Genomic DNA, 13,355 nt, shown 5'->3' with positions numbered 1-13,355 from the left:
CAGCGAAATAGGGGTTTTCGCGTCTGCTCGGCGGGGTGCTCCGCGGGCTCAGTACAGCGCGTTGGCCAACTTGCGCCGGCCCGCGATGACCTCGGGGTCGGCAGGATCGAAGAGATCGAACAGCTCGATCAGCCGGGTGCGGACCCGCGTGCGGTCGTCGTCCTTGGTGCGCTTGAACAATGCGATCAGGCGATCGAACGCAGCCTCGATGTTCTGCTGCAGGATTTCCACGTCGGCCGCGGCGAACGCCGCCTCGATGTCGTCGGGGGCGGCATCGGCCGTAGCCACCGCATCGGGGCTGTGCGCGGATGCCCGCTGCAGGAACGCGATCTGACGCACCGCACCCTTGGCCTCCGCATCGTTGGGCCTGGCATCCAGGATCGCCTGATACGCCTCTCGCGCGGCGTCGAAGTCACCGGCCTCCAGATGCGCCCGCGCCTGGGCCAGCTGGGGGTCGACCTGTTCGGAATCCTCGCCTCCGCCGCTGAGCTTCCCCGCGGTCGCCTTCAGAAGAGAGTCGATCCAGCCGCGCAGCTGCTCCGGCGGCTGCATTCCCTGAAAACTCGACAGCGGTTGGCCGGCACCCAGAGCGATGACGGTCGGGATGGCCTGCACGCCGAACATCTGCGCCACCTTCGGGGTGGTGTCGACGTTGACCGTCGCGAGCGCCCACTTACCGCCGTCGGCCGCGGCGAGGCTCCCCAGCACTTCACCCAACTGCACACTGGCGTCGCTGCGCGGTGACCACAGCAGTACGACGACGGGAACCTGGGTGGAGCGGACGAGAACCTCGGCCTCCAGATTGGCCTCGGTGACCTCGACCCCACCGGATGGGCCGGCCGCGCCGGCGCCCCCGGCAGACGCCGGTTGTTTGAGCGCCGAAAGGTCGATCGCACCAGCCATGGACGCAGCAACAGGACGTGGACGAGTCACGCCCACAAGTTTGTCACGTCGTTTCGACGGCCGGCTGCCCCGGTTCAGCCATGGCCCCGGCGCCGAACTTCGCGGTCCGGTCGGCCCATATGAGGAAGATCACACTGCCGAGTGGCACGATGCTTGCAAGAACCGCCAGCAACCACGTTCCGACCGCCCATCTGAAGGCGATTCCGGCCAGTAAACCCGCCACCACGAAGGCTACGAAGACCACTCCGTGCGCCATGCCGAAGATCTTGACGCCGATCTCGGTCCTGGGGCTACCGAGGTACTTGAAATACATGCCTAGCAGCAGTCCGACCCAGCTGACGGCCTCGAGCAGCGCCACCAGACGGAACCACCCAGCAACGGACCGCAGATCAAAGGCGCCAGTCATGGCCGCCATTGTGCCGGAATACCCCGTGGATTACTACACGGTGTCGTAGGTCTCTAGCCCGCCCGTAGCACCAGGGCGTCGCCCTGGCCGCCGGCGCCGCACAGCGCCGCGACGGCATAGCCGGAACCGCGTCGTGCCAGCTCAAGGGCGGCGTGCAGGGTGATCCGGGCACCCGACATGCCGATCGGATGTCCGATGGCGATCGCACCGCCGTTGACGTTGACCTTCTCCGGATCGACGCCGAGCTCCTTCATCGAGGCCAACGCCACTGCCGAGAACGCCTCGTTGATTTCGATGACGTCCAACTGATCAACCGAAATGCCTTCGCGGGCAATGGCTTTCTTGATCGCATTCGCCGGCTGCGACTGCAGCGTGGAATCCGGACCGGCCACCACGCCATGCGCACCGATCTCGCACAGCCAGGTCAGCCCCAGTTCCTGAGCCTTTTCCTTGCGCATCACCACCACTGCGGCGGCCCCGTCGGAGATCTGCGATGCCGATCCCGCGGTGATGGTGCCGTCCTTGCGGAACGCCGGCTTGAGCCCGGCCAGCGACTCGGCGGTGGTGTTGGCGCGGATGCCCTCGTCTTCCGCGAACTCGATCGGGTCTCCCTTGCGCTGCGGGATCTTCACCGGTACGACCTCGTCAGCGAAGACGCCGTCTTTCCATGCGGCAGCGGCCTTTTGGTGCGAGCGCGCCGCAAACTCGTCCTGCTCGGCCCGGGTGAACTGGTCAACCTCGTTGCGCTGCTCGGTCAGAGCCCCCATCGGCTGATCGGTGAACACGTCGTGCAGGCCGTCGTAGGCCAGGTGGTCGAGAACGGTGACGTCGCCGTACTTGTAACCGGCGCGGCTGTCCATCAGCAGGTGCGGCGCCTTGGTCATCGATTCCTGGCCGCCCGCGACCACGACGTCGAACTCGCCGGCCCGGATCAGCTGGTCGGCCAGTGCGATGGCGTCGATACCCGACAGGCACATCTTGTTGATGGTCAGCGACGGCACGTCCCAGCCGATGCCTCCGCCGACCGCCGCCTGCCTGGCTGGCATTTGCCCGGCTCCGGCGGTGAGGACCTGGCCCATGATGACGTATTCGACGGCCGAGGCCGGGACCTTGGCTTTTTCCAGCGCACCGGCGATCGCGATGGCCCCCAGATCGCTACCCGAGAAGTCTTTGAGCGACCCCATGAGTTTGCCGACCGGCGTACGAGCTCCAGCAACAATTACCGACGTCGTCATTCTTTTCCTCCGGGGGTCCTGCCGACCGATGTGACCGATTACGCATATGCAACCGATCTATTAAACGTTACCGTTGGCTCATGACTGCCGAGCAGGTTGATGCCCGTCCGATCCTCGCAAGTGCGTTGGTGACCGCGCTCGACCATGTCGGCATCGCAGTCCCCGATCTCGACGTCGCCATCAAGTGGTACCACGACAACCTCGGCATGATCGTCCTGCATGAGGAAGTCAACGAGGAGCAGGGTGTCCGCGAGGCCATGCTGTCGGTGCGTGGCGCGCCCGTCGGCAGCGCCCAGATCCAGTTGATGTCCCCGCTCGACGAGACCTCGACCATTGCGAAGTTCATCGACAAGCGCGGCCCCGGGCTCCAGCAGCTTGCGTACCGGGTCAGCGACATCGACGCCCTGTCGGAGCGCCTGCGCGCAGACGGCGTTCGCCTTCTCTATGACGCCCCGCGCCGCGGCACCTCGAACTCGCGGATCAACTTCATCCATCCCAAGGATGCGGGCGGTGTGCTGATCGAACTCGTCGAGCCCGCCGCCGATCACTGACGCTTACATCAAGACCATTTCCTGGTTGGACCCCGGGTAGCCCGATGCGCCCAGCACGGGGTGTGCCAGTGTCGCCTGTCCTCTGACGCCTGCTCGCCGCGATCGGCTGGCCACACGACCAAATGCGCGGTCCCAGGACGTATTTCGTGATCGCACCCCGGGCAGCGGTAGGTCTTGGTCGCACGCGCGGCCGCGACCGGGTGCACTTCATAGTCGTAGCCGTCCGGGCCGGATTCGATCCGCCTGCTCGCGGGCAGTGGTGGCACGGCTCGTCGCTTGCGCGGCGGTGTCCGGCGCCGAGGCATGCTCAGAAGAGCCGGAACTCGTCGTTGTCCATGCCACGCATCTTGTCGTAATCCAAAGTCACGCAACGAATCCCACGATCAGTAGCCAAGGTCCGCGCCTGTGGCTTGATCTGTTGGGCGGCGAACACGCCGGCGACAGGAGCCAGCAGCGTGTCGCGGTTGAGGAGTTCGAGATACCGCGTGAGTTGTTCGACGCCGTCGATCTCGCCGCGCCGTTTGATCTCGACGGCGACCGAGCGCCCGTTCTCGTCACGACACAGCAGATCCACGGGACCGATCGCGGTCATGTACTCGCGACGCACCAGTGAGTAGCCCGTGCCGAGCAGCTCGACGTGCTCGGCCAGCAGCTCCTGCAGATGCGCTTCGACGCCGTCTTTGACCAACCCCGGGTCGACACCGAGCTCGTGGCTGGAGTCGTGCTCGATGGACTCGACGGTGATGCGCAATTGCTCCCCCGCCTTGTTCTCGACCACCCATACCGGGACGGGTCCTTCGGACTCTTCGGTGAGCCAGCAGGGCGGAGACATCCAGTTCAGCGGCTTGTAGGCGCGGTCGTCGGCGTGGACGCTGACCGATCCGTCGGCCTTGATGAGCAGCAGGCGCCGGGCGGACGGCAGGTGAGCCGTCAAGCGTCCGACGTAGTCGACAGTGCACTGGGCGATCACGAGACGCACCCGAACCACCTTAGGCGGCGGCGCGGCAACTTACGCTGAGGGCACGATGACGGTGAACAAGTCGGTGCCGCAGCGGCTCGGTCGCCTGCTGGAACGGGTGACACGGCAGGGCGGCCGTCTTTCCTCGACACCCGAATACGGCTCGTGGGTGCTGGGCCGGGTCTCCGAGAGTCAACGCAGACGACGAGTCCGCATCCAGATCATCTTGACGGTCTTCATCGTCACGGCGAATCTGATCGGAATCGCAGTAGCGGCGCTGGTCGTCATCGTCGCTTTTCCGACGCCCAGCGTGTTCGAGCCGGAGGTCCGCTGGATCACGTTCATCGCGGTACCGATCTACGTTTTGACCGCGCTGATCGTCGGGGTGGTCTGGGCGACTACTCGCGTCATGAACAATGTGCGCTGGGCGATCGAGGAGCGACAACCGACGCGCGAGGACGAGCGCAACACCTTCCTCGCCCCTTGGCGGCTGACCCGCGTGTTGCTGTTCCTGTGGGGCGTCGGCACCATCGTGCTCACCGCGTTGTACGCGCAGGTGGATACCGACTACATCCCGAAATGGCTGTTGGGCGTCAGCTTCCCCGGCATCGTCGTCTCAGCCAGTTGCTTCCTGTTCACCGAGTTCGCCCTGCGGCCGGTCGCCGCTCAGGCGCTCGAGGCGGGTGAGCCGCCGCGTCGTCTCACCGAAGGGCTGATGGGCCGCACGATGCTGGTCTGGGCTCTTGGCTCTGGCGTACCGGTACTCGGCATCTTCCTCGCTGCCGGGATCACGTTGTTCCAGCAGAACGTCACACCGAAGCAGTTCACCGTCGCCGTCATGATTCTCGCGCTGTTCGCGTTGCTCTTCGGAGCGATTCTGATGTGGATCCTGTCCTGGCTCACCGTCACTCCGGTGCGCGTGGTCCGCGACGCCCTCACCCGCGTCGAGGAAGGCGACCTCCGCACCAACGTGGTCGTGTTCGACGGCACCGAACTCGGCCAGCTGCAGCGAGGGTTCAACTCGATGGTCGCGGGATTGCGTGAGCGCGAGCGTGTTCGGGATCTGTTCGGTCGTCATGTCGGCCGTGAGGTGGCCGCGGCGGCGGAACAGCAGCGCCCGAAGTTGGGCGGCGAGGAGCGCCACGTCGCGGTGATCTTCGTCGACATCATCGGGTCCACCCAGCTGGTGACCGGTCGACCCGCGACCGAGGTGGTGGACCTGTTGAACCGGTTCTTCGCGGTCATCGTCGACGAAGTCGATCGCCACCACGGGTTCGTCAACAAGTTCGAGGGTGATGCCGCGCTGGCCGTGTTCGGTGCGCCCAATCATCTCGACAATCCGGAAGGCGAGGCACTGGCCGCGGGGCGGGCGATCGCCAGGCGGATCCGCGACGAGGCACCCGAATGCGAAGCCGGCATCGGCATCGCGGCCGGCGAGGCGGTCGCCGGCAACGTGGGCGCGCACGAACGCTTCGAATACACCGTGATCGGCGACCCGGTCAACGAGGCCGCGCGACTCTGCGAACTCGCCAAAGAGGTACCCGGACACCTGCTGGCGTCGTCCGAGGCGGTCTCGAATGCAGACGAAGAAGAGCGTGCGCACTGGACCCTCGGCGATTCGGTGACGTTGCGCGGATACGACGAACCGACTCGGCTCGCGCTGCCCGTCTGACCGTGCGCGCTTGGTCACATCGACCTGTCAGGTAAGTGATACTTGCCGTCACGCTAACTAAGATTGGGGCGTGCGCGGTTCGATGGCCGGCGAGGGCCTGCTGCAGATCGAGGACTGTCTCGATGCCGACGGTGGCATCGTGCTGCCGCCCGGAGTGACGCTGATATCGCTCATCGACCGCAACATCGCCAACGTCGGCGACGCGGTCGCCTATCGGTACCTGGATTTCGCGGTGTCGGACAGTGGAGCGCCCGACGAGTTGACCTGGAACCAGTTGGGCCGCCGGATGCGTGCCGTCGGCGCCCGGGTGCAACAGGTGACATCCAGGGGAGATCGGGTGGCCATCCTGGCGCCGCAGGGCCTCGCGTACGTCGCGGCCTTTTTCGCGGCCGTGAAGGCGGGCACGATCGCGGTGCCGTTGTTCGCCCCGGAACTTCACGGCCACGCCGAACGCCTCGAAACGGCGCTGCGCGATGCGCGGCCCACGGCCATTCTGACGGCGAGCGCGTCGGTCGAAAAGGTACGAGACTTCCTCGCCCACTTCGCATTCACGCGTTCACTGCCCGTCATCGCGGTGGACGACGTTCCAGACGACGCCGCCGACGCGTTCGTCGCCGTCGACCTCGAGGTGGACGATGTCTCGCATCTGCAGTACACCTCCGGGTCGACGCGTCCGCCGGTCGGTGTGGAGATCACCCACCGCGCGGTCGGGACCAACTTGTTGCAGATGATCCTTTCGATCGACCTGCTTGACCGAAATACCCACGGCGTCAGCTGGTTACCGCTGTACCACGACATGGGGTTGTCGATGATCGGCTTCCCGGCGGTGTACGGCGGTCATTCGACGCTGATGTCGCCGACGGCCTTCATTCGCCGGCCGCAGCGTTGGATTCGTGCGCTTGCCGACGGGTCGCGGCATGGGCGGGTTGTCACCGCGGCACCGAACTTCGCCTACGAGTACACCGCCCAGCGCGGGTTACCCGGGCCCGGCGAGGATCTCGACCTCGGCAATGTGGTGATGATCGTCGGCTCCGAACCCGTCAGCATCGATGCCATCACCGCGTTCAGTGACGCGTTTGCTCCGTACGGCTTGCCGCCCACAGCGATCAAACCGTCGTACGGGATCGCCGAGGCAACCCTGTTCGTGTCGACCATCGCTCCGTCGGCCCGCCCGACGGTCGCTTACCTCGATCGACGGCAGCTGGCTGAAGGCCGAGCGGTCCGTGTTCCCGCAGATGCAGTCGGGGCCGTCCCACACGTGTCCTGCGGGCAGGTCGCTCGAAGCCAGTGGGCCGCCATCGTGGATCCCGACGCCCACGCCGAACTCCCCGATGGGAGGGTTGGCGAGGTCTGGCTGCACGGCGACAACACCGCGCGGCGGTACTGGGGGCGGCCCGAGGAGTCACGACAGACGTTCGACGCGAATCTTCGTACGCGGTTGGAGTCGGGAAGTCACACCGAGGGCGTGTCGACGGATGGAACATGGCTGCGCACCGGCGATCTCGGGGTATATGTCGACGGCGAGCTGTATATCACCGGCCGCCGCGCGGACGTGATCCTGGTCGACGGCCTGCAGCACTATCCGCACGACATCGAGTGCACCGCCGAGGCCGCCTCACCGATCGTGCGACGGGGCTACGTCGCGGCGTTCGCCACCGACGCAGGCGTCGTCATCGTCGCTGAGCGTGCGTCGGGCAGCCGCCGCACTGACGCGGACGCCGCCGCCGTCGCGATCCGAGCGGCCGTCGCCGAGGTCCACGGCCTCGCTGTCGCCGATGTCCGGTTCGTCCCCGCGGGCGCCATCCCGCGCACGACCAGCGGCAAGCTCGCCCGTCGCGCATGCCGCGCCGAGTATCTCCGGGGAGAACTGCGCGGGTAGTCAGATCAGCTGGCTTCGCCGCCGACTTCGGCGGGCAGAGGCGGCGGCAATGGCGTTGTGGGCGTTGATGTCTGGGCCTCTGGCGGTGATGCACCCACCTCGGTCATCTGCGCGGTGTGGAAGTCGATCATCGTTTCCTCACGGATCACCCGCGAGCCCGTGCTGACGACCAACGAATCCTCGGTGACGGTGTACGTGATGCCGTTGTTCTCGGCGGTGTAGCCATCGCCCGACTTGGTGGCGGGGATAACCAACTTTGCGCCGTCACGGAGTCGGACGCCGCGGTAGACGTACTCGCCGTCGACCTCGCATATCGCCACCCGCGATGATTCCGTGCTGCCGAAGACGACGGTCTCGCTGGGTGAGGCGCATCGCGCGGTGGAGTTGACGTATCCCTGATTGTCGGCGGTGGGCGCCGCATTGGCCGCGCCCCATTCGACACCGGCCAGCACTGCGAATGCCGCGGCGGCGGCGGACAAACGAAGGATGGACAGCACACGAGTGGACATCGCCATACACCAGAACACAGCGGGTCCTATTGTGCGAGTGACGATGCCGACAATTGACGAGATCGTTAGGGCCTTGAGACCGGTGGCCCGCCGTTTCAGGCGTCTGGGCTGTTTCCGGACAGGTAGCGTGCCAGTCCAAAGGGGCCCAGCGTAGCCCACGTTCGACGCTGACCCGTCGTCAAGCATTGAGATCCCGACCAGGCTGATTCGCACCGGACGCACCCAACGACGACCATGTCGGTTTTCCGCCAGTGTTGTCGGTGCGCGCGTGTAATTGTGGGAGCCATGCACGAGGATTTCGACCGCTATTACCGGGCCGTCCAGTCGAAGGACGCCCGGTTCGACGGCTGGTTTGTCACCGCCGTGCTCACCACGAAGATCTACTGCAGGCCCAGCTGCCCGGTCCGCCCGCCCTACGCACGCAACATGCGGTTTTACCCCACCGCCGCCGCCGCACAGAAGGCCGGTTTCCGCGCCTGCAAGCGGTGCCGACCGGACGCCTCCCCCGGATCACCGGAGTGGAACATGCGCGGCGACGTGGTCGCCAGGGCGATGCGACTCATCACCGACGGCACCGTCGACCGTGAAGGTGTCACCGGCCTCGCTGCGCGCGTCGGATACACCACACGCCAACTCGAGCGTCTGCTGCAGGCTGAGGTCGGGGCGAATCCGCTCACGCTGGCGCGAGCGCAGCGCACGCAGACCGCCCGCGTGCTCATCGAAACGACCGAGTTGCCGTTCAGCGACGTTGCGTTCGCTGCCGGGTTCTCCAGCATCCGGCAGTTCAACGACACGGTCCGAGCGGTATGTGATCTGACTCCGACCGCGTTGCGCCAACGTGCGCGCGCGAAGTTCAGCCGCAGTGACGGTGCGCCGGGAACGCTGTCCCTACGACTGCCGGTGCGCACGCCGTTCGCCTACGAGGGCTTGTTCGGCCATCTGGCGGCCAGCGCGGTACCCGGTGTCGAAGAGGTACGCGACGGCAGCTATCGACGGACCGTGAGGCTGGCCAATGGCAACGGAATCGTTAGTCTCACACCACAACCCGACCACGTGCGATGCGAGATCGTGCTGGACGACTTCCGCGATCTGGCCGCGGCGATCGCACGCTGCCGGCGCCTGCTCGACCTCGACGCCGATCCCGAGGCGGTCGTTGACGCGCTCAGTGCCGACACCGACCTCAGCGTGTTGGTGGCCAAGGCACCGGGGCAGCGGATACCGCGGACCGTCGACGAACAGGAACTGGCACTGCGGGTTGTGCTCGGGCAGCAGGTGTCGATGAAGGCAGCCCGTACCCACGCCCACCGCATCGTCACTGCCTACGGTCAGCCGGTCTCCGATGTCGATGGTGGTCTCACACACGTGTTCCCCGCGGTGGAAGACCTTGCTGAGATCGATCCCGTGCATCTTGCTTTTCCGAAGTCCCGCCAGCGGTCGCTGATCGCCATGATCAGGGCGCTGGCCAACGGTGATGTGGTGCTGGACGCCGGATGCGACTGGGACCGCGCCCGCACGCAGCTGATGGAGCTGCCCGGGGTCGGACCGTGGACGGCCGAGGTGATCGCGATGCGCGGGCTCGGTGATCCAGATGCGTTCCCCGCCAGCGATCTTGGAGTGCGCGTGGCGGCGCAGCAGCGTGGCTTGCCGGCCGAGCCGCGGCCACTCACTGAGCACAGCATGCGGTGGCGGCCATGGCGGTCATATGCGACCCAACATCTGTGGACAGCTTTGGATCACGCGGTCAACGAGTGGCCGCCAAAGGAGAAATGATGGAAACTCTGCAATTTCGCGCTGTCGACAGCCCGGTCGGTCTGCTCACCTTGGCCGGCAAGAACGGGCGGTTGCGGCACTTGCGGATGGTCGACCAGACCTACGAGCCGAGCCGCGACGGTTGGAAGGTCGATGACGATGCGTTTCCCGATGCCGTCGAACAGCTCGAGGCCTATTTCGCTGGGGCGCGAACCGATTTCGACCTCGCTCTCGATCTGGTCGGTACCGACTTTCAGCGTCGGGTATGGGCCGCCCTGCTGACGATCCCCTACGGGGAGACGCGCTCATATGGTGAGATCGCCAGGCAGATCGGATCGCCTGGTGCGTTTCGCGCGGTCGGACTGGCCAACGGTCACAACCCGATCGGCATCATCGTGCCGTGCCATCGGGTGATCGGTTCCAACGGAAGCCTCACCGGATACGGCGGTGGACTCGATCGTAAACGGGCGCTTCTCGACATGGAGAAGAAGCGAGTCGGCGCTGCTCCGACCTTGTTCTAGGACGGAACAGCCCCACGAATGCCTGTGCCCCCCAACAAATTTGTGTTCGGCGGTGTCCTACTTTTCCACCCGTGTTGGGTAGTATCATCGGCGCTGGCAGGCTTAGCTTCCGGGTTCGGGATGGGTCCGGGCGTTTCCCTGCCGCTATGGACCGCCGTAACGTTATTCACTTGTCAAAGTGACCCACGCTGGGTGGGAATCCTTTTGAGCATTGCCCCGTGGGTGTTTTTGGTGGTGGGGTGGGTGTCGTGATGTTTGTGGATGTGTGTGTGGTTGCGAGGTGGGTTGTGTGTAAGTTTTCGGCCGGTTAGTGCCAGTTCCCTGAACACCTTGCGGTGCGTGTAGGTCTGGTCTATCGATCCCGTGGTCTGCGGGGGGCCTTATCCCACTTAATGGGTGAGAAGCCTGGTCTTGGAGGGGGTTTCCCGCTTAGATGCTTTCAGCGGTTATCCTGTCCGAACGTGGCTATCCAGCGGTGCCCCTGGTGGGACAACTGGTGGACCAGAGGTTCGTCCNAATGGGTGAGAAGCCTGGTCTTGGAGGGGGTTTCCCGCTTAGATGCTTTCAGCGGTTATCCTGTCCGAACGTGGCTATCCAGCGGTGCCCCTGGTGGGACAACTGGTGGACCAGAGGTTCGTCCGTCCCGGTCCTCTCGTACTAGGGACAGGTTTCCTCAAGCTTCTGACGCGCGCGGCGGATAGAGACCGAACTGTCTCACGACGTTCTAAACCCAGCTCGCGTGCCGCTTTAATGGGCGAACAGCCCAACCCTTGGGACCTGCTCCAGCCCCAGGATGCGACGAGCCGACATCGAGGTGCCAAACCATCCCGTCGATATGGACTCTTGGGGAAGATCAGCCTGTTATCCCCGGGGTACCTTTTATCCGTTGAGCGACACCCCTTCCACTCGGGGGTGCCGGATCACTAGTCCCGACTTTCGTCCCTGCTTGACATGTCCGTCTCGCAGTCAAGCTCCCTTGTGCACTTACACTCAACACCTGATTGCCGTCCAGGTTGAGGGAACCTTTGGGCGCCTCCGTTACTTTTTAGGAGGCAACCGCCCCAGTTAAACTACCCGCCAGGCACTGTCCCTGAACCGGATAAACGGTTCGAGGTTAGAGGCCCAATACGATCAGAGTGGTATTTCAACAACGACTCCACAACCGTATCGAGCACCAATACCAAGTTGTAGTGAAGGTCCCGGGGTCTTTTCGTCCTGCCGCGCGTAACGAGCATCTTTACTCGTAATGCAATTTCGCCGAGTCTATGGTTGAGACAGCTGAGAAGTCGTTACGCCATTCGTGCAGGTCGGAACTTACCCGACAAGGAATTTCGCTACCTTAGGATGGTTATAGTTACCACCGCCGTTTACTGGGGCTTAAATTCTCCGCTTCACCCCGAAGGGTTAACGGGTCCTCTTAACCTTCCAGCACCGGGCAGGCGTCAGTCCGTATACATCGTCTTGCGACTTCGCACGGACCTGTGTTTTTAGTAAACAGTCGCTTCTCACTGGTTTGTGCCACCCCCTCCCGCTNGGGTCCTCTTAACCTTCCAGCACCGGGCAGGCGTCAGTCCGTATACATCGTCTTGCGACTTCGCACGGACCTGTGTTTTTAGTAAACAGTCGCTTCTCACTGGTTTGTGCCACCCCCTCCCGCTACCCACCGCAAGGGTGTTGACGGTATGGGGGTCCCCCTTCTCCCGAAGTTACGGGGGCATTTTGCCGAGTTCCTTAACCATAGTTCACTCGTACGCCTCGGTATTCTCTACCTGACCACCTGTGTTGGTTTGGGGTACGGGCCGTGTATGCGCTCGCTAGAGGCTTTTCTCGACAGCATAGGATCACCGAATTCGCCTCACTCGGCTATGCATCACCTCTCAGACATATGAGACACGGATTTGCCTATGTCTCGTCCTACAGGTTTGCCCCAGTATTACCACTGACTGGTACGGCTGCCTTCCTGCGTCACCCCATCGCTTGACTACTACCAGTGAAGGTCCCACGCAGCCCCAGTCCGCATCACCCCGAAGGGATCCGTCGAACCGGTTTTGGGTGGTTAGTACCACTGATTCATCAGGGACGCTCATACACGGGTACGGGAATATCAACCCGTTGTCCATCGACTACGCCTGTCGGCCTCGCCTTAGGTCCCGACTCACCCTGGGCGGACTGGCCTGGCCCAGGAACCCTTGGTCTTCCGGCGGGCAAGGTTCTCACTTGCCTTATCGCTACTCATGCCTGCATTCTCACTCCCACACCCTCCACCACGAGATCACTCTGTGGCTTCACCGGATGCAGGACGCTCCCCTACCCAGCCAAATTGGCTGCCGCGGCTTCGGCGGTGTGCTTGAGCCCCGCTACATTATCGGCGCACAATCACTTGACCAGTGAGCTATTACGCACTCTTTCAAGGGTGGCTGCTTCTAAGCCAACCTCCTGGTTGTCTNGGCTGCCGCGGCTTCGGCGGTGTGCTTGAGCCCCGCTACATTATCGGCGCACAATCACTTGACCAGTGAGCTATTACGCACTCTTTCAAGGGTGGCTGCTTCTAAGCCAACCTCCTGGTTGTCTTCGCGACTGCACATCCTTTTCCACTTAGCACACGCTTAGGGGCCTTAGCCGGCGATCTGGGCTGTTTCCCTCTCGACGCACGGAGCTTATCCCCCGCCGTCTCACTGCCNCACTGTCTGTCTTNTCGGCATTCGGAGTTTGGCTGACGTCAGTAACCTAGTAGGGCCCATCGGCCATCCAGTAGCTCTACCTCCAACAAGAAAAATGCGACGCTGCACCTAAATGCATTTCGGGGAGAACCAGCTATCACGGAGTTTGATTGGCCTTTCACCCCTACCCACAACTCATCCCCTCAGTCTTCAACCTAAGTGGGTTCGGGCCTCCACGCGGTCTTACCCGCGCTTCACCCTGGCCATGGGTAGATCACTCCGCTTCGGGTCCAGAACACACCACTACACCAA

General features: G+C 63.9%; 11 protein-coding genes and 2 rRNA genes. 5 read left to right on the top strand and 8 right to left on the bottom strand.

All coding sequences use genetic code 11. From position 1 onward, the window contains the following. Positions 1–48 precede the first annotated feature (48 nt). Genes H7J93_RS05900 through H7J93_RS05890 form a run of 3 tightly spaced genes read right to left on the bottom strand, consistent with a single transcriptional unit; the run spans position 49 to position 2,544 of the window. On the bottom strand, positions 49–933 hold the full coding sequence (locus H7J93_RS05900) for a tetratricopeptide repeat protein (RefSeq protein ID WP_267305366.1): 885 nt from the start codon (positions 931–933) through the stop codon (positions 49–51). Positions 934–946: 13 nt separating this feature from the next. Beyond that, the gene (locus H7J93_RS05895) at positions 947–1,318 is read right to left on the bottom strand and encodes a DUF3817 domain-containing protein (RefSeq protein ID WP_267305365.1); all 372 of its coding nucleotides are present in this window, start codon (positions 1,316–1,318) and stop codon (positions 947–949) included. 44 nt (positions 1,319–1,362) lie between these two features. Further along, complete coding sequence (locus H7J93_RS05890; protein ID WP_267305364.1) at positions 1,363–2,544, bottom strand: acetyl-CoA C-acetyltransferase; 1,182 nt, start codon at positions 2,542–2,544, stop codon at positions 1,363–1,365. 80 nt (positions 2,545–2,624) lie between these two features. Between H7J93_RS05890 and mce the strand changes: the two genes are divergently transcribed. Then, the gene (mce, locus tag H7J93_RS05885) at positions 2,625–3,095 is read left to right on the top strand and encodes a methylmalonyl-CoA epimerase (protein WP_267305363.1); all 471 of its coding nucleotides are present in this window, start codon (positions 2,625–2,627) and stop codon (positions 3,093–3,095) included. An 8-nt stretch (positions 3,096–3,103) separates the two neighbouring features. Here the strand turns inward: mce and H7J93_RS05880 are convergent, their stop codons facing one another. Continuing rightward, on the bottom strand, positions 3,104–3,400 hold the full coding sequence (locus tag H7J93_RS05880; RefSeq protein ID WP_267305362.1) for an Rv1322 family protein: 297 nt from the start codon (positions 3,398–3,400) through the stop codon (positions 3,104–3,106). Between the two features lie 2 nt (positions 3,401–3,402). Continuing rightward, entirely contained in the window at positions 3,403–4,074 is a 672-nt protein-coding gene (gene nucS / locus H7J93_RS05875) for an endonuclease NucS (protein ID WP_267305361.1), read from the bottom strand. 46 nt (positions 4,075–4,120) lie between these two features. On the opposite strand from nucS, the gene H7J93_RS05870 reads away from it, so the two are divergent. After that, positions 4,121–5,725, top strand: a complete 1,605-nt coding sequence (locus H7J93_RS05870; protein ID WP_267305360.1) for an adenylate/guanylate cyclase domain-containing protein — start codon at positions 4,121–4,123, stop codon at positions 5,723–5,725. Between the two features lie 82 nt (positions 5,726–5,807). Next, the gene (locus tag H7J93_RS05865; protein ID WP_267305931.1) at positions 5,808–7,604 is read left to right on the top strand and encodes a fatty acyl-AMP ligase; all 1,797 of its coding nucleotides are present in this window, start codon (positions 5,808–5,810) and stop codon (positions 7,602–7,604) included. A 5-nt stretch (positions 7,605–7,609) separates the two neighbouring features. Here the strand turns inward: H7J93_RS05865 and H7J93_RS05860 are convergent, their stop codons facing one another. After that, complete coding sequence (locus H7J93_RS05860; protein ID WP_267305359.1) at positions 7,610–8,113, bottom strand: hypothetical protein; 504 nt, start codon at positions 8,111–8,113, stop codon at positions 7,610–7,612. 285 nt (positions 8,114–8,398) lie between these two features. On the opposite strand from H7J93_RS05860, the gene H7J93_RS05855 reads away from it, so the two are divergent. Together H7J93_RS05855 and H7J93_RS05850 are read left to right on the top strand one after the other, a co-directional pair. Then, positions 8,399–9,883, top strand: coding sequence for a DNA-3-methyladenine glycosylase 2 family protein (locus H7J93_RS05855; RefSeq protein ID WP_267305358.1), 1,485 nt, complete (start codon positions 8,399–8,401; stop codon positions 9,881–9,883). Continuing rightward, entirely contained in the window at positions 9,883–10,383 is a 501-nt protein-coding gene (locus H7J93_RS05850; RefSeq protein WP_267305357.1) for a methylated-DNA--[protein]-cysteine S-methyltransferase, read from the top strand. The genes H7J93_RS05855 and H7J93_RS05850 overlap by 1 nt, the downstream gene beginning before the upstream one ends. 44 nt (positions 10,384–10,427) lie before the next feature. On the opposite strand, the gene rrf is transcribed toward H7J93_RS05850, so the two are convergent. Together rrf and H7J93_RS05840 are read right to left on the bottom strand one after the other, a co-directional pair. Further along, a 5S ribosomal RNA gene (gene rrf / locus H7J93_RS05845) occupies positions 10,428–10,542 on the bottom strand. A 128-nt stretch (positions 10,543–10,670) separates the two neighbouring features. After that, a 23S ribosomal RNA gene (locus tag H7J93_RS05840) occupies positions 10,671–13,355 on the bottom strand; the annotation flags it as partial.

The organism is Mycobacterium barrassiae, from assembly GCF_025822765.1.
Classification (GTDB): domain Bacteria; phylum Actinomycetota; class Actinomycetes; order Mycobacteriales; family Mycobacteriaceae; genus Mycobacterium; species Mycobacterium barrassiae.
Note: the sequence above shows the minus strand (reverse complement) of the source record. Positions and strands in the feature narration are given on the sequence as shown.